This is a genomic window from Pseudomonas sp. GD04019 (genome assembly GCF_029837695.1).
Classification (GTDB): Bacteria; Pseudomonadota; Gammaproteobacteria; order Pseudomonadales; family Pseudomonadaceae; genus Aquipseudomonas.
The window spans coordinates 110,402-129,366 of the sequence record NZ_JAOEEA010000002.1; the positions used below are offsets into that span (position 1 = coordinate 110,402).

The following is an 18,965-nucleotide window of genomic DNA, read 5'->3' on the forward strand; positions in this document are numbered from 1 at the left end:
CCTGATGATGAACGTTAAGGCAAGCATAGACGGCGCGCCGCCCAGGTCGCGATAGGGGAAAACATGAGGGCGACGGTAACTAGTGCCGGAGACGGCCGCGGTCGGCAACGACTCAGCGCTGTTCGTGGGCCTCGTAGCTGTAGGTGTTGCGTCCGGCATTCTTGGCCGCGTACATGGCGCGGTCGGCCTGCTGCAGCAGCGATTCGATGTCGTCGCCGTCACGCGGGAACAGGCTGACGCCCATGCTGGCCTGCACCTGTACCTCGTGACCGTCCAGCAGCATGGGAAGCTGGAAGCGTTCGTGCAGCTTGTGCAGCACGGCGATGACCCGCTGCGGATCGTCCATCTGCTCGATCAGGATGACGAACTCGTCGCCGCCCAGGCGCGCCACCGTGTCGCTCTCGCGGGTGGCCGAGCGCAGCAGGTTGGCCACCGCCTGCAGCACGCGGTCGCCGGCGCCGTGGCCGAGGCTGTCGTTGAGCTGCTTGAAGTGGTCCAGGTCGACGAACAGCACGGCCAGCGGCATGGCGCTGCGCCGCGCGTTGGCCAGGGCGTGTTCCAGGCGCTCGAAGAACATGCGCCGGTTGGGCAGGCCGGTGAGCGCGTCGTGGCGCGCCAGGTGCTCCAGGGCGTTGCGGCTCTGGTTGAGCTCGTCGAGCTGGTCGAGGATCTCCTCCTGCATCTGCGCGAAGCTGCGCGCCAGCTGGCCCAGCTCGTCCTGGCGCTGCACCGGCAGGGGGCCGCTGCGGCGCTCGCGAGTGAACTGTTCTACCGCCAGGGTGATGCTCTTCAGCGAATGGGTCATGGCCCGCGAGGCGATGATGGCGATGGCCAGGGTCAGCAGGCTGGAGAGGATCACCACCTGGACAATGCGCTGGCCGAGGCGATTGGTTTCGGCCAAAACGTGGTCTTCCGGCTGGGCCAGGCCGAGCACGATGAAGCGTTCCGGGCTGCTGGCGTTGACGGTGAGGCGGACGAAGGCGGCTACCAGGTCATGTGCGCTGTCCCTGGCGTGGCTGACCAGGCTGCTCTCCTTGTCTTCGTCGAGCAGGGCGGCGACCTCGGGGAACTCCTCCTGGATGAACAGCCGGCGGCCCTGGTCGAAGCCGAAGGTGCGGCGATGGTCGGGGTGGATCAGCAGGTCGCCCCAGCGGTTGCTCAGGTACACCTGGTAGTGGCTGGGCAGGTCGCTCTTGATCTGGGCGAACAGCTGGTCCAGGTCGACGTTGATCACGATCAGGGCGCCGGCCTTGCCGTCGGCATCGGCTACCGGGGTGGACACGTGCAGCGTCGGCTTGCCCAGGCCCGAGTGGGCGCCCAGTTCGTGGTTGATCACGATGGGCGACAGGCGTACCTCGCCCGGCGGCAGGCGCAGGGTGTCGAACACGTAGGCGTAGTGGCCCTTCTCCTGCAGCTTGGCGCCGCCAATCTTCAGCAGGCGCTCGCCGTCACGGTCGATGCGCACCTGTTCCAGGCCGTGGCCGGTGGCGCTGATCAGGCGGATCTGCATGTATTCCGGGTGCACCTGCATCTGCGCGCGGAACAGCTCGGCCAGGTCATGTTCGCTGTGCTCGCGGCGGTCTTCGTCGGTCACCCGGGGCAGGTCGCGGGCTCTGGATACTTCGGCCATGAGCAGGGCGTCGCGGGCCACGCCGTCGATGCTGCCGCGCAGGTTGCGACCGAGCACCTGGGTGGCGGTGAGCAGGTCGCGCTCGGCGGCCTTGAGCAGGGTGGCGCGGCTGCTGCTGTAGGAGTAGTAGCCGGTCAGGCCGCAGACCAGCACACCGAAGAGCGCCAGCAGGCAGCCGAGCTTGAAGGCGATGCCGAACTTCATGGCGCCTCCGTCAGCGGCGGGCGTTCGCCGGAGAGAATGCGCTCCCACAGGCGGGTGCGGCGGTCGGCGTCTTCGACCGGGCGTAGCCAGATCATGCGCCCTGGCACTCCGCTGCTTTCCGCCTCCTGCAGGGTGTTGGACAGACCCTGGCGCTCCACCAGGGCGCGGCTCATCGGCGGTTCCAGGGCGAAGTCGATCCAGGCTTCGGCCAGTTTCAGGTCACGGGCGCCGCGGCTGATCGCCCAGCAGTCGAGCCAGGCCAAGGCGCCCTCGCGGGGGATCACGTAGCCGACGTCGGCGCCATTGTCGCGCAACTGCTTGAGCTGCTGGCGCCCGTAGTTGGCGAACAGCAGCGCGACCTGGTGTTCCTTGAACAGGCTGGCGGCCTCCTCGGGCAGCGAATAGAAGGTCAGCACGTTGCGGCGCAGGGCGATCAGCTGCTCGGTGAGCTGGGGGAAGTCGTCGGGTTCGATGCGAAACGGGTCGCGTCCACGTGCCTGGCTGGCCAGGGAGAAGTTGTGGCTGCTGCCGTTGAAGGCCAGCACCCGGCCCTGCAGCTGCGGGTCCCACAGGCTGGTGATGGACTGTGGCGGGCTGCTGAACTGGCTGCGGTCGTAGATCAGGCCCATCTCCGAATAGGTGTAGGGCACGGCGTAGACCTTGCCGTCGCGGCTGATGCCGGGAATCTTCGGATAGTCGCGGAAGCGCCAGAGCTGGCGAGTGGTATTGGTGATGCGCGTCGGCTGCAGTGGTTGCAACAGACCCTGGTCGATGTAGCGGTCGATCTCCGCGGTGTTGGCGGCGATCAGGTCGTAGTTGCCGCCATTGTTCTCCGCCAGCTTGCTGCGCAGCACGTCGTCGTTGCCGACCAGGGTGACTTCCACCCGCACGTCGTGGCGTTGCTCGAACTGCGCCACCAGGTCGGCGTCGGCATAGCCGGGCCAGGTCAGCAACCGCAGCACCGTCTCGCTGGCAGCGGCGAAGCCCGGGGCCAGGGGTAGCAGAACTGCGAGCAACACCAGGATCGGGCGCATGGGGCGGACCGGGCAACGAGGAGGGCGCCTAAGCAGTGTATACGATGGCCAAGTGCCTTGCCGTAGCGGCAAAGCGGACGCTGCGCCAGGGCGTTTCGGCCATGCCGTGCTAGCGTTCTTGCTGTCATTCATGGCGTGCGAGGGCAGGACAATGGAAGAGGGCGAATCGCTGATCACGGTGGGGACCACCAAGGTCAACCAGCTGATGGACATGGTGGCGCAGTACGGTGCCGCCTTCGCCGCGAAGATCCTCGCGGCCATCGCCTTCTGGGTGATCGGGCGCTGGCTGATCGGCTTCGCCGTCGGCCTGTTGCAGAAGACCCTGGGCCGGCAGAAGGTCGATCCGACCGTGCTGCGCTACGTGGGCAACTTCATCACGGTGACGCTGAACATCCTGCTGGTGATCGGCATCCTCGGCTACTTCGGGGTGCAGACCACCACCTTCGCCGCGCTGATCGCGGCGGTCGGCCTGGCCATCGGCATGGCCTGGTCCGGGTTGCTGGCCAACCTGGCGGCGGGCGGTTTCATCATCGTGCTGCGGCCGTTCAAGGTCGGGGATTTCATCTGTGCCGGCGGCGTCACCGGCACCGTCACCGAGATCGGCCTGTTCGTCACCGCGATCAACACCCCGGACAACGTGCTGACCCTGGTGGGCAACAACAAGATCTTCAGCGACAACATCCAGAACTTCTCGCACAACGCCTTCCGCCGCGTCGACCTGGTCGCCCAGCTGTCCGGCGCCACCGACTGGAAGGCCGCCGTGGCCCTGCTCAAGCAGCGCATCGCGGCGATCGACAACGTGCTGGCGACGCCGGCGGTGGACGTGGAGATTCTCGAGTTCAACCTGGTCGGCCCAGTGCTGGCGGTGCGGCCCTACTGCCACACCGATCACTACTGGCAGGTCTACTTCGACACCAACAAGGTGATCAAGGACGCCCTCGGCGAGGCCGGCTTCCCGGCGCCGATGGCGGCGCAGACGGTGATCGTGCAGCAGGCCGCCGGCTAAGGGCGGACGTCAGGCGCTCTGCTGCTGCGGGGCGTCCAGCGCCTTGAGCTCGTCGCGCACCTGGGCCAGGCAGACCTGGTGCAGGTTGCGGTAGTGCTTGGGCGCGCGCTTTGCGTACTGCTCGATCTGTTCCAGCTGGGCACGCGCCTCGCCGCTGCGGTTGGCCTGGCGCAGCAGCTGGGCGTAGTAATAGCGGGCCTCGGGGCCGGCGAAATGACCGAGCAGGGCGTGGAATTCTTCCTCGGCCTTGGCCAGCTCGCCCAGCCGGCTCAGGGCGCGGGCGTACAGCAGATGACCATCGGCGGAGCGGAACTGCGGGTTGTGCTGGATCAGCTGGTCCAGCGTCTCGCGGCAGCCGGCGGCGTTGTCCAGGGCGAACTGGGCGCGGGCCAGGCCGAGCATGATGTCCGGCGCGTGGCTGTGCACCCCGCGCAGGGCGGCGCGGTAGTGGTCGGCGGCCTCGGCGGGTTGTGCCAGGCGCAGCAGTTCGTCGGCCAGTTGCACGCGGGTCTCGCGGGTGTCGCTCAGGTCTAGGGCGTCGCGCAGGGCGCGCAGATGACGTTCGGGGTCGAGGCGGTCGTGCAGCTGGTTGATCGCGCGGCGGCCGCTGCGGCTGCCGAGCATGTCAGGCAGCATCACGCCGAGGAAGTAGATCAGGCAGCCGAGGCCGGGCAGGGCGATGATCAGGTACAGCCAGTAGCGCTCCTGGCCGCTACGGACCACGTGCAGGCCGCAGACGATCTGGCAGGCGATGAACAGCAGCGCGAGCAGGGGCATGGGCGAAACATCCTTGTTGGGTGGGGCCTCTGTGTAGCATGGCGTCGCGCCACTGTCATCGGCCTCGTGGGCGTTACGAGCGGTCGACCCACTTGGGCGCCGCGGTGGGCTGCCAGGCCGCCAGGCGATCAAGCAGTTCGGCCGGCGAAGCGCCGACCTGCAGCATGGCGCGGTGCGCTTCGCGGACGAAGCGCTCGGCCACCAAGTGGTCGAGGAAATCGGTCAGGCGCGCGTAGAAGCCGTCCACTTCCAGCAGGCCCAGCGGCTTGGCGTGGTAGCCGAGCTGGCCCCAGGTCCACACCTCGAACATCTCTTCCAGGGTGCCGAGGCCGCCGGGCAGGGAGATGAAGGCGTCGGCCAGTTCGGCCATGCGTGCCTTGCGCGCGTGCATGCCGTCCACCACTTCCAGGCGGGTCAGGCCCTTGTGGCCGATCTCGGCGCGCTCCAGGCTCTGCGGGATGATGCCGATCACCTCGCCGCCAGCGGCCAGGGCCGCATCCGCCACCACGCCCATCAGGCCGACGGCGCCGCCGCCATAGACCAGGGTCAGGCCGCGCTCGGCCAGGCTGCGACCGAGGTTCTCGGCGGCCTCACGGTAGATCGGTCGCGCGCCGGGACTGGCGCCGCAGAATACGCAGACGGACTTCAGGCTCATGCAGGGTGCTCCCAGGCGAAAAGGCTGCACAGGGTAACCCTGTCCGATTGGTCAGGCGAGTTCTTGCGGGCAGGTGCCGCTGGCGCCGGCCGCGTAGCAGGCCAGCAGGGCGTAGAGGAAAGCGTGGATGGGCATGGCGGCGTCTCCGCTCTGGGTTGGCCGCCAGATTAGGCCGGCCCCGTCGCGCGGGCCCGTTGATTGTCTCGATGGCTCCAATAGCCATCAGCGCGGCAGGTTGGTCAGGTCCTGGTGCGGTCGCTCGGCGAAGAAGCGATCCAGCCACGGCTGGTAGTGGGCCAGGGTGCGCGGCGGCATATAGGCCTTCTGCGCCTCGATGAACAGGGCGATGACCTCGGGCTGGCGGGCGATGCGGTCGAGCTGGCGGACCAGCTCGGCACCCTCGGCGTTCCTGCTGCAGTAGATGCCGCTGACGTAGGGCGAGCTGGCCTCGCTCAGCGGCAGCAGGCTCAGGCCCTGGGCCACGCCCTGCTGGCGCTGCACGTACTGCACCACTTCGGCGTAGTCCAGCAGGTAATCGATGCGATGGTGTTCGAGCATGCCGTAGAGGTTGCTACCGGCGCTGCTGGTCTGGATGCGTTGCAGCTGCGGCAGGGCCTCGGGCGCCTGCAGCAGCGGGTCGAGGATCGGTCCGTAGCTGCGGTCGCGGACCAAGCCGCCACGCAGCTGGTTGTCGCGCAGCAGCTGGCGGATCGACACCTCGTCCTGGCCCTGGCTGAAGCGCTGCAGGTCGGCGGTGCGCACCACCAGCTGGTGCGGCATGGCGACGAACAGGCCGACGTAATAGCCGTGCTGGTCGCGCTCGGGCGTGGGGAAGGTTGGTAGGAAGCAGCTCAGCGGTTCGCGCTTGAGCTGTTCGAGGCCGCGGGTGAGGTTGTTCAGGCGGAAGCTGTGGCGGTATTGCGGCAGGCGCTGGATGATCTGCTGCAGCAGGTCGACGATGATGCCGTCGCTGGGGCGGCCGTCCTGCATGTTGATCAGGCCCGGCCAGGGGCTCATGTTCCAGGTCACTTCCAGGCCTTGCGGCTGCGCACCGTGGGCGATCGAGGAGCACAACAGCAGCAGGCCGATCAGCGCGCGGCGAGGACGAACAGGCATGGCGGGAACCGTGGAGATGGACCCCGCCAGTCTAGCAAGGGCGTGCCGGGCACGCCCGTGAGCGTCTTCTCAGCTGGCCAGCAGCCAGACCCCGGCACCCGCCGAAGCAGCGCCCGCCAGGCGTACCAGCGGCGCGGCGGCGCGCGGCAGATAACGCACGACCGCGTAGCCCAGGCCGTGCAGGGCGGCGGTAGCGGCGACGAAGCCGATCGCATAGCCCCAGGGGCTGGCCAGCTCCGGCAGTTCCAGACCGTGGGCCACGCCGTGGGTCAGAGCGAACAGGCCGGTGAGGCCGAGCGACACGGCCATCGGCAGGCGTGCGGCGACTGCCACCAGCAGACCGAAGGCCAGCACCGAGCCGGCGATGCCGGTTTCCATCAGCGGGATTTCCACCCCGGAGAAACCGAGCAGGCCACCGAGCAGCATGGTGGCGACGAAGGTGCCTGGCAGCGCCCAGCGTGCCGCGCCACTTTGCTGCGCGGCCCACAGGCCGACGGCGAGCATCGCCAGGAGGTGGTCGAGGCCGGTGATCGGGTGGGCGACGCCCGCCATCAGGCCGGAGTGGTCGTGGCCGGTATGGGCGAAGGCCAGTGCAGGGCTGAGGAACAGGGCGATGGCGAACAGGGTTTTGCGCAGATTCATTGATGAGTACTCCTGGTAAGGCATGGCGTTGGCGGGGTGTCCCTCACCCCAGCCCTCTCCCGAGGGGAGAGGGAGTCATGGCCTAGGCGGCGCTGAGCATGCCGTGGCGTTCGATGAAGGCGATGATCTCGTCGAGACCCTGGCCGACCTTCTGGTTGCTGAACACGAAGGGCTTGTCGCCGCGCATCTTGCGGGCGTCGCGGTCCATCACTTCCAGCGAGGCGCCGACCATGGGCGCCAGGTCGATCTTGTTGATCACCAGCAGGTCGGACTTGCAGATGCCCGGGCCGCCCTTGCGCGGCAGCTTGTCGCCGGCAGACACGTCGATCACGTACAGGGTCAGGTCGGAGAGTTCCGGGCTGAAGGTGGCGGACAGGTTGTCGCCGCCGGATTCGACGATGATCAGGTCGAGCCCCGGGAAGCGGCGGTTGAGCTGGTCGACCGCCTCCAGGTTGATCGAGGCGTCCTCGCGGATCGCCGTGTGCGGGCAGCCGCCGGTCTCCACGCCGATGATGCGTTCGGGCGCCAGGGCCTCGTTACGCACCAGGAACTGGGCGTCTTCCTGGGTGTAGATGTCGTTGGTGACCACGGCGATGTTGTAGCGCTCGCGCAGGGCCTGGCACAGGGCCAGGGTCAGGGCGGTCTTGCCCGATCCGACCGGGCCGCCGATGCCGACGCGCAGGGGTTGGCTGTTCATGCAGGGTTTCCTTTTCTCATGAGCGGAAGAGACGGCTGTACTGGCGCTCGTGCGCCATGCTGGCCAGGGCCAGGCCGAAGGCGGCGCTGCCCCAGTGCTGGGGTTCGTGGGTGGAGGCCTGCTGCTGGGCCTGTTCCAGCAGCGGCAGCAGCTCGGAGGTCAGGCGCTGGGCGGCCTGCTGGCCCAGTGGCAGGGTCTTCATCAGCACCGCCAGCTGGTTCTCCAGCCAGCCCCATAGCCAGGCGGCGAGGGCGTCGTCGGGGGCGATCGCCCAGGCGCGGGCGGCCAGGGCCCAGGCCGGGGCCAGACCCAGCTCGGACTGGTTGGCGAGAAAGCTGCGGCCTTCCTGGTCCAGCTCGGGCAGGCCTTCCAGCAGTTGGCGCAGCGAATAGCCCATCTGCCGGCTTTCCAGGGCCAGCTCGCGGGTCTCACGGCTGGCGCGATGCTGCTCGGCGAGTTCGGCCAATCGCGGCCAGTCCGGGTGTACCGCCGCGCGGCAGTGGGCCAGCAGCAGCGGTGCCTCGAAACGTGCCAGGTTGAGCAGCAGCTGGTCGGCGATCCAGTGGTGGGCGCTAGCGGCGTCTCGAACCAGCGCGCGCTCCACGGCCATCTCCAGGCCCTGGGAATAGCTGTAGCCACCGATCGGCAGCTGCGGGCTGGCCAGACGCAGCAGGGCCCAGGCCTTGTTCACGGGCGCATGCCGAACTGGTGCAGGCGTGGTGCGTAGCTGAACTCGGCCTCGCCGGCATGGGAATGGTGATGGCCGCCGCCATAGGCGCCCTGCTCGGGCTGGAACGGTGCGTCGACCGTACAGGTGATGGCGCCTAGCTGGTCGAGCATGGCCTTGAGCACATAGTCGTCGAGCAGGCGCAGCCAGCCATCGCCGAGCTGCAGGGCGACGTGGCGATTACCCAGGTGGTAGGCCGCGCGCATCAGCTCGAAGCTCGACGCGCAGGTGACGTGCAGCAGGGTTTCCGGACGGGCGCAGACCCGCACGATGCGGCCGTCCTCGGCGCGCAGGCAGTCGCCATCGCGCAGGGCGGGCTGGCCGCGCTCGAGGAACAGGCCGACGTCTTCGCCGGCCGCGCTGAAACAGCGCAGGCGGCTCTTGCTGCGGGCGTCGAAGGTCAGGTGCAGTTCTTCGTCCCAGTAGGGCTGGGGTTCGAGGCGGTGATGGATCACCAGCATGTTGGGCTTCCGGCCAGGAATGGTCCTGACGCTAGAGCAAGGCCCTTGCCAAACCGGCGTGGCCCCAGGCCTGGCGGCTTGGTGCCTGATGTTGGGGCTTATCTGTGCGCGATTGTGGTGCGCGAGTGTAGGGCGTGAGCCTGATTGGTGCGCTTATTCGCGACCCTGGCCCAGGCCCAGCCAGCTTTTGGCGCCGATGAAGATGAAGCGCAGTTGCTGGGTCATCTTGGCTTCGGGGGTGAGGTGGGCGGGCAGCGACTCGTCGGGAGAGTCGATCAGCTCCGGCAGGGTGGCGAACACGGTCTTCACCACTAGGTCGGAGACCACCTCCAGCGCCGGCTCGTCCAGGTGCGGGGTGCGGTTCATCAGCTTGAGGTCGGCGGCCAGATCGGCGGTGATCTGCTGGCGCAGACAGCCGATGGCCTGGCGCACCGGTTGCGAGCCACCGTACTGCTCGCGGGCGAGAAAGAGGAACTGGTTGCGGTTGGCGCTCACCGTGTCGAGGAAGATGCGCGCGCTGGCCTCGATGATGCTGCCCATCTCGAACTGGCTGTGGCGCACTTCGCGCAGGGTGCTGCGGAACGTCGCGTCGACCTCGGCGACCAGGGCCAGGCCGAGCTGGTCCATGTCGTCGAAGTGGCGGTAGAAGCCGGTCGGCACGATGCCCGCGGTGCGGCTGACTTCGCGCAGGCTCAGGCTGCCGAAGCCGCGGCCGCTGTCCATCAGGCTGAGTGCGGCATCCATCAGGGCTTGGCGGGTCTGCTGTTTCTGTTCGGCGCGTGGCGACATGACGTTCGGGCGATGGCGAGGTTGCGGCGCACTCTAGCAAATGCGTTTTGTCGGCGTCGAATGACACTCAGTGCACAAGTGTTGACTGATAAAGAGGCGGGCTGCCAGAATTTGTGAACATATGTTCACTGGAATTGCTGCGATGCCCCTCCTGCCGCTGTTTCTCGTGCGCTGGCTGACGCCGCTGCTGTGGCCGCTACGCGCCCTGACGGCACGGGCCTGGCTGCGCGAGGCGGAAGTGGATGCAGTGTTGGCCAGGCTGCATCCGGCCTGGCGGTTGAACCGAGTGTTTGCCCAGGTGATGGGGCGCGAATGGGTCAGCGACGACCTGCTCGCCCTGCAGCTGCGCTGCAACGGCAACGCCCGCGGCTGGCGTGCCGGCCAGCACGTGCAGCTGTATCTCGAGATGGACGGCGTGCGCCACGGCCGCAGCTACAGCCTGACCCGCGTGGGCGCCGGTGGCCTGATCGAGCTGGGTATTCGACGCCAGCCGGGTGGACGGCTGTCCAATCGCGTGCTCGACCATCTGCCGGTTGGCGCGGTGCTGGAGCTGGCCCAGGCCCAGGGCGAACTGCAGTGGCCGGAGCAGGGCGCCGGCGTCGCTCTGCTGGCCGCCGGCAGTGGCATCACCGCGTTGCTCGGCCTGTTGCGCGAGGCGCTGGCGCGCGGCTATGCAGCGCCGGTGACGCTGCTGCACTACGTGCGCGAGGCCGGGCAGCGCGCCTACCAGGCGGAGCTGCAGCAGCTGATGCTGCGCCACCCCAATCTGCAGGTGCGCTGGATGCTGACTGGCCAGGACGCACCGCGTGACCCCTTAAGTGGGCGCTTCCAGGCCGGGCAGCTGCTCGGCATGAATGACTTCGGCCTGCTGGCCTGTGGTCCGGCCGGCTTCGTCGAGGCGGTGCGCAACAGCTGGGGCGGTTCCCTGCAGGTCGAGGCATTCAGCCCGCCGCAACGGATCAGCGAGCCCGGCCAGGCGGTGCGTCTGGACTTCGCCCGCAGCCGTGTCGCGGCGCTGGGCGACAGCAGTCGCAGCCTGCTGGAGCTGGCCGAAGAGCATGGCCTGCGCCCGGCCCACGGCTGCCGCCAGGGCATCTGTGCCAGCTGCACCTGCACCCTGCTGGCCGGTGCGGTACGCGACCTGCGTAGCGGCGCAGCCTTCGCCGAGCCGGGCCAGCCGATCCGCCTGTGCGTCAGCGCCCCGCTGGGCGATGTGCAACTCGATCTCTAGGAGCGCGTCATGCGAATCGACCGTGAACTGAATGCCGCCGAACTGGATGCCTTTGCCGCCGAGCTGGACGGCCTGCGCCGCAGCACCCTGGCCGACCTGGGCGAGGCCGACGCCCGCTATATCCGCCGAGTGCGCGGGGTGGTGCGTTTCTGTTGCTGGAGTGGCCGCGCGCTGCTGATGCTCGGCTGGTTCCCGCCGACCTGGCTGCTCGGCAGCCTGCTGCTGGGCCTGGGCAAGATCCTCGAGAACATGGAGCTGGGCCACAACGTGATGCACGGCCAGTACGACTGGATGAACGACCCGGAGCTGGCCGGGGGCCGCTACGAGTGGGACATCGTCGGCCCGGCCGATTTCTGGCGGCACACCCACAACCATGTGCACCACACCTGGACCAACGTGATAGGCATGGACGACGACGTCGGCTATGGCGTGGTGCGGCTGTTTCCCGAGCAGCGCTGGAAGCCGTTCTACCGCTGGCAGCCGCTGTGGGTGACGCTGCAGGCGCTGCTGTTCCAGTACGCCGTGGCCATCCAGCACCTGCGCCTGGACAAGTGGTACAAGGGCAGGATCACCGGGGCCGAGGTGCGCCCGCTGCTGCGCCAGTTCGGCGCCAAGCTGCTGCGCCTGTGGGGCAAGGACTACCTGCTGTTCCCGCTGCTGGCGTTGGCCATCGGCACCAATGCCCTGGCCGTGCTGGCCGGCAATGCGCTGGCCAATCTGCTGCGCAATCTGTGGACCTTCCTGGTGATCTTCTGCGGCCACTTCACCGAGCGCGCCGCCGTGTTCAGCAAGGAGTCGGTGGCGGGCGAGAGTCGCGGCCACTGGTACCTGCGCCAGCTGCGCGGCTCCAGCAACCTCGAGGGCGGCAAGCTGCTGCATATCCTCACCGGCAACCTCAGCCACCAGATAGAGCACCACCTGTTCCCCGACCTGCCGGCGCGCCGCTATGCCGAGCTGGCGCCGCGGGTGCGTGAGATCGCCGTGCGCTACGGGCAGATCTATAACAGCGGAACCCTGTCGGCGCAGTTCGCCACCGTGCTCAAACGCATCTGGATCTATCGCCTGCCGCCGGCTGCAGCCGCCCAATAAAAAGCCCGGCAGGAGCCGGGCTTCGGGATACTACTGCCTGCGTCAGGCGGTCTGACGACCGACCCGCTCGGCGCCGTTCTCGGCAACTGCGCGGCTGTCGATCAGGCGGTCAGCACCACCTTCGGCAACACGGAAAGCCTTGGTGCGCTCGGCGCCATTCTCGGCAACGTCGCGGCTATCGATCAGGCGGTCAGCACCACCTTCGGCAACACGGAAGGCCTTGGTGCGCTCGGAGCCGTTCTCGGCAACGTCGCGGCTGTCGATCAAGCGGTCAGCACCGCCTTCGGCAACACGGAAGGCCTTGGTGCGCTCGGAACCGTTCTCGGCCACATCGCGGCCATCGATCAGACGGTCGGCACCACCTTCGGCAACGCGGAAGGCCTTGGTGCGCTCGGCACCGTTCTCGGCTACGTCGCGGCTGTCGATCAGACGATCAGCACCACCCTCGGCAACGGTGGCCGGGGCGCTGATGTGCTGCAGTTCGGTCAGGGGCGGTTGTTCGTCACCCGGCAGGGCAAAGGCGGCGCTGGTCAGGGTGGACAGGATCAGGCTGGCAATCAGTTGTTTGTTCATCTCGGGCCTCCTCGAAGGGGCTGGAAAGTGGCTACGGAGCAAATGGTACTCACGCGCCGCCGAGACAAAAGTTGATCGTCCTGATGGTGCCCATCGACGTCAGTAATGTAACGCCTGGAGCGCTCTGTTCCGGGCTATTCGGCCAGGAAAAGGCAGGTCAGGTAACGGTTGCTGAAGCCGTAGCGCAGCATCGCCGCCAGGCGGGAAAACAGGTAGGTGGGGTGCCGCCGGTAGTAATCCAGCACCGCGTTGCCCACGCCCTCGGAGCGGTGCTGCTTGGCGTGGTCGGGGCGACGGGAGAACAGGCCGCGGAACTGCCACCACTGGATCTGCTCCAGGTGCTGGGCATGCGGGTGCAGGCGATGGTGGCGGAACAGGGCGAGGAAGGAACGGCGACTGAAGTCGTGCAGGTGATGCGGATTGCCGTCCAGGGTCGGGGTGATCGGCACCGAGGCGATCACCCGGCCGCCGGCGGCCAGTAGCCGCGCGTAGTTGGCGATCAGGCGCGGCGGGTGCGGCAGGTGCTCGATGGTCTCCAGGCTGACGATGCTGTCGAAGCCGGGCTCGGCCGCGAAGCGCTCGGCGTCGGCGCAAACGTAGCGCAGGTTGGGCAGGCGGTAGTGGCGCTGGGCGTAGGCGATGGCCTCGGGGTCGATGTCCACGCCGGTTACCTGCTTGTCCGGGTGCCGTTCGGCCAGCAGGGCGGTGCCGTACCCGCAGCCGCAGGCCATGTCCAGCACGCGGTCGCCGCTCAGATGCCGGGCGGCGAACTCGTAGCGCTCCAGGTGGATGCGCAAGGTGGTCTGGTCGCTGGGGTTTTCCGGGTCGAGGTCAGGCGGGTAGATCCGCTCGATGCTGTGCGTGCTCATGCCTCGCCCCTGTTCTCGTCAATCGCGCCGCTGGCGCCTCTGATTCCACTGGTTCCACTCGAAGCCGAGCACCACCAGCACCGACAGGGCGAACGGCAGCAGCAGATAGAACACGCGGAACACGATCAGCGCGGCCAGCACGTCGGCGGTCGGCAGCTCCGGCATGGCGGCGAGGAAGGTCACTTCCAGCACGCCCAGGCCGCCGGGGGCGTGGGACAGCAGCGCCAGGGAGAAGGAGGCGAGGAACACGCCGAGTACCACCAGATAGCCCGGGTTGCCCTCTGTCGGCAGGGCGAAATAGATGATCGCCGCCGCGCAGGCCAGCTCCAGTGGTCCGGCCAGTAGCTGTCGGCCGACTATGCCCAGGCGCGGGTATTCGACATGCAGCTTGCCCCACTTCCATGGCTTGAAATGGCGCCAGGAGCCCAGCACGTAGAGCGCCACCAGGCCGAGTAGGAACAGGCCGATGGCCACCGAGAGCCAGGGGCCGACATCCGCGACACGCTTGATCAGATCGGGCTGGCAGACCAGCACGGCGCCGCCGGAGAGCAGCACGCCGAGGGCGAAGGTGAAGGAGCAGAACACGATCAGCACGCCGATTTCCGACGGCACCAGGCCCTTGCTGGTGTAGGCCCGATAACGCACCACGGCGCCGGAGAACACCGAGGCGCCGATGTTGTGGGCCAGGGCGTAGGTGGTGAAGGAACAGAGGGTGATGAACCACCAGGAAATCTTCTTGCCCAGGTGGGCAATGGCGATGCGGTCGTACCAGGCCAGCGCGACATAGGCGCCGAGGGTGGCGCCGGCAGCCATCAGCCAGTTGTGCACGGCGATGGCATTGAGGCTGTCCTGCAGCTCGTTCAGGGAGATCGTGCGGATCTCCTTGTAGAGCAGGTAGCAGGAAAATACGACTGCGGCCAAACCTATGACGGTCCAGATCCAGTCGCTTCTTTTCATCATCGACGATGGCTCCCCGTCTCTATCTGAAGGCAATCCGTTGGCCACTGGGCGCATCCGCAGTATGGCAGGCGGGCGGTGCGCAAATCGGCGTGCAGTATCCCGAAGGCGGCGGCCGGGCTCAAGCCATGCGTACTCGGCGGGCGTTACCGGCTGTTACAAGACGAACCGGCTGGATCTGCCGCTGGGACGCTGGCTGCGCAGGTGTTGGGGTGTCAAAAATATAAAACTGTGACTGCGGATTACTCTAGGGAAAATCGCGATTTCTCATGCTCTTATCAGATTCAACAGGCGAGTTTGCAAAACGAATGTGCAGGTATTTCGTCATTTTCGTTTGACATATTTTACGTTTTTGCGAGACTGCGCGGCCGTGCCATCAGGCCGCTCGAACGAGCCTGGCGGACATAACAAAAACCTGTGGTCCGCCGTCCCCAGCCCCCCCACCTTGCGGGGCAGCATGTGGCGGGCCGATGCCTCTGGAAACGGGAAACATGCTGATCTGGTTCGTTGCGCTGTACCTGCTGGTCACCGTCGGTATCGGCTTCTATGCCGCCACCCGGGTCAAGAACTCCAAGGATTTCGCTGCAGGTGGACGCAGCATGGGCTTCCCCATCGTCGCGGCCATGGTGTTCGCCACCTGGTTCGGCTCGGAGGCCGTACTGGGCATTCCCGCCACCTTCATCGAAGAAGGCTTCGCCGGGATCATCGAAGACCCGTTCGGCTCCTTCGGCTGCCTGATGCTGGTCGGCCTGATCATCGCCCGCCCGCTGTACCGCATGAACCTGCTGACCATCGGCGACTACTTCAAGAAGCGCTACGGCAGCAACGTCGAGCTGATTCTCAGCCTGGTGATCATCGCCTCCTACCTGGGCTGGATCGCCGCCCAGCTGACCGCCCTCGGCGTGGTGTTCAACGTGCTTTCCGACGGCTCCATCAGCACCACCCAGGGCATGCTGATCGGCACCGTGATCGTGCTGCTGTACACCCTGTTCGGCGGCATGTGGTCGGTGGCGCTGACCGACTTCTTCCAGATGCTGATCATCGTCGTCGGCCTGGTCTACCTGACCTGGCTGATCGGTGACATGGCCGGCGGTGCCGACAAGGTCATCACCCAGGCGGCCAGCGAAGGCAAGTTCACCTTCATCCACAGCTTCGACGCCAAGGACATCGTGGCCTTCCTCGGCGCCGCGGTGACCATGATGCTCGGCTCCATCCCGCAGCAGGACGTGTACGCCCGCGTCATGTCGGCCAAGACCGAGAACATCGCCGCCCGCGCCTCGATGGCCGGCGCCGCCTTCTACCTGTGCTTCTGCATGCTGCCGATCTTCCTCACCTACGCCGCCTCGATGATCGACCCGGCGATGGTCAAGCGCTGGCTGGCCGAGGATTCGCAGATGATCCTGCCGCACCTGATCCTGGAGAAGACTCCGCTGTTCGCCCAGATCATGTTCTTCGGTGCGCTGCTCTCGGCGATCATGTCCACTGCCTCCGGCACCCTGCTGGCGCCGTCGGTGACCTTCACCGAGAACGTGCTCAAGCGCTTCCTGCCGGTGATGAGCGACCAGCAGTTCCTCCTGGCCATGCGTATCACCATCCTGTTCTGCGCCGCCGCCACCCTGACCTTCGCCCTGTACTCCGACGCCAGCATCTACGAGATGGTCGGCAACGCCTACAAGGTGACCCTGGTCGCCGCCGTGGTGCCGTTGTTCGCCGGCCTGTTCTGGAAGCGCGCCACCACCCAGGGCGCCCTGCTGGCCATCGTCGCCGGCCTGAGCTCCTGGCTGTACCTGGAATACAGCCTGACCGACGAGGCCTTCTGGCCGCCGCAGCTGGCCGGCCTGCTGTTCAGCCTGGCCGGCATGCTGATCGGCTCGCTGCTGCCGCAGTGGCATCGCAACCCGGCCGCCGACCTGATCGCCCAGCCCGAATAAGGCCGCCGCGTTCACCGAAACCCCGCCGCCCGGCGGGGTTTTGCGTTTCAGGGCGCGGCGATACATCTGCGACCTGGGCGCAGCTGGCGCGCGAGGCGAAACCCTATGGTCCGGCGGCACGCGGTGCGATGGCCAGTTGGCGAGTGACGCCGTTCTTCAGGGTGTCGCGGGCAATGTCTGCAGGTCGATGGTTCGGCAGGGCATAGCGCTCGCTCTTCGATTTAATGTATATACAAATTATCGATTTGCCCCCGGGCCCCATTCCTTCCGGCATCAGACGCCTGCCTTAACCAATCTGCACCATTGCGAATACAGGCTGGGCAGTGGCAATGCTTGACGGGGAAAGACTCTGGCTTTAAATGTATATACATATAAGCGAGAGGACAAACCCGATGCCTTTGTCTCCCCGGCCGCGCCGCCTCTGGCGCGACGTCATTTTGTTCGACGGCCTGCAGCAGCTGCCCGAGCCCATGGCCGTGCTGGTGGAGGGCGAGCGTATTGCCGGCCTGTGGCCCGAGCGCGAGTTCGACGAGGCCCTGGTCGCTGGCGCCGAGGAGGCCGGGCGCGGCGGGGTGATGACGCCGGGCCTGGTCGACTGCCACACCCACCTGGTGTACGCCGGTAACCGCGCGGACGAATTCGAGCAGCGCCTGGAGGGCGTCAGCTACGCCGAGATCGCCAAGGCCGGCGGCGGCATCCTCAGCACGGTGCGCGCCACCCGCGCCGCCAGCGAGGACGAACTGATCGCCGCCAGCCTGCCGCGCCTGGACGTCCTGCTGGCCGATGGCGTGACCACGCTGGAGATCAAGTCCGGCTACGGCCTGACCGTCGCCGATGAGCTGAAGATGCTGCGCGTGGCCCGCCGTCTCGGCGAGCTGCGCCCGATACGGATACTGACCACGCTGCTTGGCGCCCACGCGTTGCCGCCGGAATACGCCGGCGATGCCGATGGCTACGTGCGCCTGGTCTGCGAAGAGATGATCCCGTTCGCCGCGGCCGAGGGTCTGGCCGATGCGGTGGACGTGTTCTGCGAAGGCATCGGCTTCTCGCCGGCCCAGTGCGAGCGCATCTTCCAGGCCGCCAAGGAGCACGGCCTGGCCATCAAGGCCCACGCCGAGCAGCTCTCCAACCTCGGCGGCAGTGCCCTGGCCGCGCGCTACGGCGCGCTGTCCGCCGACCATATCGAATACCTGGACGAGGCCGGCGTGCGCGCCATGGCCGAGGCCGGCACGGTGGCCGTGCTGTTGCCCGGCGCCTTCCATTGCCTGCGCGAGACCCAGCTGCCGCCCATCGAGCTGCTGCGCCAGCACCAAGTGCCGATGGCCGTGGCCAGCGACGCCAACCCCGGCACCTCGCCGATCTGCATGCCCACGCTGCTGGCCAACCTGGCCTGCACCCTGTTCCGCCTCACCCCGCGCGAGGCCCTGGCCGGCATGACCGCCCACGGCGCCCGCGCCCTCGGTCGCCCCGAGCTGGGCCGCATCGCTGTCGGCGGGCCGGCTGACCTGTGCCTGTGGGACATCCGCCACCCCGCCGAGCTGGCTTACGCCGTGCAGCCGGGGCGCCTGCGCCAACGCATCTTCGCCGGAGACATAGTCCATGCACGCTGACCGCCACTCCATGGAGGCCTGGACCGGCCGTACCGATCCCGAGCCGGACAGCCCGCGCTGGCACCAACGCATCCAGCCGCTGCAGGCGGACAGCCCGGCCGGCGTGGCCCTGCTCGGCTTCGCCTGCGACGAGGGTGTGCGCCGCAATCACGGCCGTATTGGCGCCGCCGGCGGTCCGCCGCTGCTGCGCAAGGCCCTGGCCAACCTGGCCTGGCATCGCCAGGGCCCAGCCTACGATGCCGGCGACGTGGTCTGTGCGGACGGTGATCTGGAGGCGGCCCAGGCGCGCCTCGCGCGTGGCGTCTGCACCCTGCTGGACGCCGGCCACCTGCCGCTGGTGCTGGGTGGCGGCCACGAGGTGGCCTTCGGCAGCTGGTCCGGCCTGGCCGAGCATCTGGGCGGCGAGGCCGCTCCGCGGATGGCCGCCCCCAAGATCGGCATCATCAATTTCGATGCCCACTTCGACCTGCGCGATCCGGCCCATGTGCATTCCTCCGGCACGCCCTTCGCGCAAATCGCCGAGGCCAGCGCCGCGCGCGGCTGGCCGTTCCGCTACGCCTGCCTCGGCGTCAGCCGTGCCAGTAACACCCGCGCGCTGTTCCAGCGTGCCACCGAGCTGGAGGTGCTGGTGCGCGAGGACCGCGAGATCCGCGAGTCGAGCCTGGAAGCCATCGGCGCCGAGCTGGATGCCTTTATCGCCGGCTGCGACGCCCTCTATCTGACCCTCGATATCGACGTGCTGCCCGCCTGCGAAGCCCCCGGGGTCAGCGCCCCGGCCGCCCGCGGCGTGCCGCTGGCGCTGCTCGAACCGCTGCTGGAACGGATCAGGGGCAGCGGCAAGCTGCGCCTGATCGACTTCGCCGAATTCAACCCGCAACACGACATCGACAACCGCACCGCCCGCGTGGTGGCGCGCCTGATCCACCTGCTCAGCCTCTGAGCCCATTGCCGAACAAGAACAAGGAGC

Annotated in this window: 19 protein-coding genes; 6 read left to right on the forward strand and 13 right to left on the reverse strand. The window is 67.6% G+C overall.

All coding sequences use genetic code 11. The features are described 5' to 3' along the window. Positions 1–112: 112 nt before the first annotated feature. Positions 113–1,834, reverse strand: coding sequence for a diguanylate cyclase (locus N7607_RS03180; RefSeq protein WP_279864462.1), 1,722 nt, complete (start codon positions 1,832–1,834; stop codon positions 113–115). Continuing rightward, on the reverse strand, positions 1,831–2,868 hold the full coding sequence (locus N7607_RS03185) for an extracellular solute-binding protein (RefSeq protein WP_279864461.1): 1,038 nt from the start codon (positions 2,866–2,868) through the stop codon (positions 1,831–1,833). The genes N7607_RS03180 and N7607_RS03185 overlap by 4 nt, the downstream gene beginning before the upstream one ends. Before the next feature lie 151 nt (positions 2,869–3,019). Between N7607_RS03185 and N7607_RS03190 the strand changes: the two genes are divergently transcribed. Beyond that, a complete protein-coding gene (locus tag N7607_RS03190; protein WP_279864460.1) occupies positions 3,020–3,874 on the forward strand; it encodes a mechanosensitive ion channel family protein in 855 nt (284 codons plus the stop codon). 9 nt (positions 3,875–3,883) lie between these two features. On the opposite strand, the gene N7607_RS03195 is transcribed toward N7607_RS03190, so the two are convergent. From N7607_RS03195 to fabR, 8 genes are all read right to left on the reverse strand, one after another. Then, entirely contained in the window at positions 3,884–4,651 is a 768-nt protein-coding gene (locus N7607_RS03195) for a tetratricopeptide repeat protein (protein WP_279864459.1), read from the reverse strand. A 73-nt stretch (positions 4,652–4,724) separates the two neighbouring features. Beyond that, positions 4,725–5,306 carry a TIGR00730 family Rossman fold protein gene (locus N7607_RS03200; RefSeq protein WP_279864458.1) on the reverse strand — a complete coding sequence of 194 codons (582 nt, stop codon included), beginning with the start codon at positions 5,304–5,306 and terminating at the stop codon, positions 4,725–4,727. 222 nt (positions 5,307–5,528) lie between these two features. Then, positions 5,529–6,422: a hypothetical protein gene (locus tag N7607_RS03205; RefSeq protein WP_279864457.1), complete on the reverse strand. Its 894-nt coding sequence runs from the start codon at positions 6,420–6,422 to the stop codon at positions 5,529–5,531. A gap of 69 nt (positions 6,423–6,491) precedes the next feature. Then, entirely contained in the window at positions 6,492–7,064 is a 573-nt protein-coding gene (locus N7607_RS03210; RefSeq protein WP_279864456.1) for a HupE/UreJ family protein, read from the reverse strand. 82 nt (positions 7,065–7,146) lie between these two features. Continuing rightward, entirely contained in the window at positions 7,147–7,761 is a 615-nt protein-coding gene (gene ureG, locus N7607_RS03215) for an urease accessory protein UreG (protein WP_192399525.1), read from the reverse strand. Between the two features lie 16 nt (positions 7,762–7,777). Further along, positions 7,778–8,452, reverse strand: coding sequence for an urease accessory UreF family protein (locus N7607_RS03220; protein ID WP_279864455.1), 675 nt, complete (start codon positions 8,450–8,452; stop codon positions 7,778–7,780). Further along, the gene (gene ureE, locus N7607_RS03225; RefSeq protein ID WP_279864454.1) at positions 8,449–8,949 is read right to left on the reverse strand and encodes an urease accessory protein UreE; all 501 of its coding nucleotides are present in this window, start codon (positions 8,947–8,949) and stop codon (positions 8,449–8,451) included. The genes N7607_RS03220 and ureE overlap by 4 nt, the downstream gene beginning before the upstream one ends. A 153-nt stretch (positions 8,950–9,102) precedes the next feature. Continuing rightward, on the reverse strand, positions 9,103–9,738 hold the full coding sequence (gene fabR, locus N7607_RS03230; RefSeq protein ID WP_279864453.1) for an HTH-type transcriptional repressor FabR: 636 nt from the start codon (positions 9,736–9,738) through the stop codon (positions 9,103–9,105). 142 nt (positions 9,739–9,880) lie between these two features. Here fabR and N7607_RS03235 point away from each other — a divergent pair, with 142 nt between their 5' ends. Both N7607_RS03235 and N7607_RS03240 read left to right on the forward strand, forming a co-directional pair. Next, positions 9,881–10,969, forward strand: a complete 1,089-nt coding sequence (locus N7607_RS03235) for an iron-sulfur cluster-binding domain-containing protein (RefSeq protein WP_279864452.1) — start codon at positions 9,881–9,883, stop codon at positions 10,967–10,969. 9 nt (positions 10,970–10,978) lie between these two features. After that, complete coding sequence (locus N7607_RS03240; protein WP_279864451.1) at positions 10,979–12,058, forward strand: fatty acid desaturase; 1,080 nt, start codon at positions 10,979–10,981, stop codon at positions 12,056–12,058. Between the two features lie 42 nt (positions 12,059–12,100). Here N7607_RS03240 and N7607_RS03245 read toward each other — a convergent pair whose 3' ends face one another. The 3 genes from N7607_RS03245 to N7607_RS03255 form a co-directional block, all read right to left on the reverse strand. Beyond that, entirely contained in the window at positions 12,101–12,631 is a 531-nt protein-coding gene (locus tag N7607_RS03245) for a hypothetical protein (RefSeq protein WP_279864450.1), read from the reverse strand. A gap of 134 nt (positions 12,632–12,765) precedes the next feature. After that, positions 12,766–13,500, reverse strand: a complete 735-nt coding sequence (locus N7607_RS03250; RefSeq protein ID WP_279864449.1) for a class I SAM-dependent methyltransferase — start codon at positions 13,498–13,500, stop codon at positions 12,766–12,768. Positions 13,501–13,518: 18 nt separating this feature from the next. Next, on the reverse strand, positions 13,519–14,460 hold the full coding sequence (locus N7607_RS03255; protein WP_279864448.1) for a lysylphosphatidylglycerol synthase domain-containing protein: 942 nt from the start codon (positions 14,458–14,460) through the stop codon (positions 13,519–13,521). 488 nt (positions 14,461–14,948) lie between these two features. Here N7607_RS03255 and N7607_RS03260 point away from each other — a divergent pair, with 488 nt between their 5' ends. From N7607_RS03260 to hutG, 3 genes are all read left to right on the forward strand, one after another. Next, on the forward strand, positions 14,949–16,388 hold the full coding sequence (locus N7607_RS03260) for a sodium:solute symporter family protein (protein ID WP_279864447.1): 1,440 nt from the start codon (positions 14,949–14,951) through the stop codon (positions 16,386–16,388). Positions 16,389–16,780: 392 nt separating this feature from the next. Continuing rightward, positions 16,781–17,998 carry an imidazolonepropionase gene (hutI, locus tag N7607_RS03265; RefSeq protein WP_279864446.1) on the forward strand — a complete coding sequence of 406 codons (1,218 nt, stop codon included), beginning with the start codon at positions 16,781–16,783 and terminating at the stop codon, positions 17,996–17,998. Next, positions 17,988–18,938, forward strand: coding sequence for a formimidoylglutamase (gene hutG / locus N7607_RS03270; RefSeq protein WP_279864445.1), 951 nt, complete (start codon positions 17,988–17,990; stop codon positions 18,936–18,938). Before hutI ends, hutG begins: the two co-directional genes overlap by 11 nt. Positions 18,939–18,965: the final 27 nt, after the last annotated feature.

Excerpts from the sequence above, each read along its gene's own strand:
- N7607_RS03185 (WP_279864461.1), bottom strand. The coding sequence starts at position 2,868 with ATGCGCCCGATCCTGGTGTTGCTCGCAGTTCTGCTACCCCTGGCCCCG.
- N7607_RS03250 (WP_279864449.1), bottom strand. The coding sequence starts at position 13,500 with ATGAGCACGCACAGCATCGAGCGGATCTACCCGCCTGACCTCGACCCG.
- N7607_RS03180 (WP_279864462.1), bottom strand. The coding sequence starts at position 1,834 with ATGAAGTTCGGCATCGCCTTCAAGCTCGGCTGCCTGCTGGCGCTCTTC.
- N7607_RS03255 (WP_279864448.1), bottom strand. The coding sequence starts at position 14,460 with ATGATGAAAAGAAGCGACTGGATCTGGACCGTCATAGGTTTGGCCGCA.
- N7607_RS03245 (WP_279864450.1), bottom strand. The coding sequence starts at position 12,631 with ATGAACAAACAACTGATTGCCAGCCTGATCCTGTCCACCCTGACCAGC.
- fabR (WP_279864453.1), bottom strand. The coding sequence starts at position 9,738 with ATGTCGCCACGCGCCGAACAGAAACAGCAGACCCGCCAAGCCCTGATG.
- N7607_RS03195 (WP_279864459.1), bottom strand. The coding sequence starts at position 4,651 with ATGCCCCTGCTCGCGCTGCTGTTCATCGCCTGCCAGATCGTCTGCGGC.
- N7607_RS03235 (WP_279864452.1), top strand. The coding sequence starts at position 9,881 with ATGCCCCTCCTGCCGCTGTTTCTCGTGCGCTGGCTGACGCCGCTGCTG.
- N7607_RS03240 (WP_279864451.1), top strand. The coding sequence starts at position 10,979 with ATGCGAATCGACCGTGAACTGAATGCCGCCGAACTGGATGCCTTTGCC.
- N7607_RS03205 (WP_279864457.1), bottom strand. The coding sequence starts at position 6,422 with ATGCCTGTTCGTCCTCGCCGCGCGCTGATCGGCCTGCTGCTGTTGTGC.
- hutG (WP_279864445.1), top strand. The coding sequence starts at position 17,988 with ATGCACGCTGACCGCCACTCCATGGAGGCCTGGACCGGCCGTACCGAT.
- N7607_RS03190 (WP_279864460.1), top strand. The coding sequence starts at position 3,020 with ATGGAAGAGGGCGAATCGCTGATCACGGTGGGGACCACCAAGGTCAAC.
- N7607_RS03200 (WP_279864458.1), bottom strand. The coding sequence starts at position 5,306 with ATGAGCCTGAAGTCCGTCTGCGTATTCTGCGGCGCCAGTCCCGGCGCG.
- N7607_RS03260 (WP_279864447.1), top strand. The coding sequence starts at position 14,949 with ATGCTGATCTGGTTCGTTGCGCTGTACCTGCTGGTCACCGTCGGTATC.
- hutI (WP_279864446.1), top strand. The coding sequence starts at position 16,781 with ATGCCTTTGTCTCCCCGGCCGCGCCGCCTCTGGCGCGACGTCATTTTG.
- ureG (WP_192399525.1), bottom strand. The coding sequence starts at position 7,761 with ATGAACAGCCAACCCCTGCGCGTCGGCATCGGCGGCCCGGTCGGATCG.
- ureE (WP_279864454.1), bottom strand. The coding sequence starts at position 8,949 with ATGCTGGTGATCCATCACCGCCTCGAACCCCAGCCCTACTGGGACGAA.
- N7607_RS03210 (WP_279864456.1), bottom strand. The coding sequence starts at position 7,064 with ATGAATCTGCGCAAAACCCTGTTCGCCATCGCCCTGTTCCTCAGCCCT.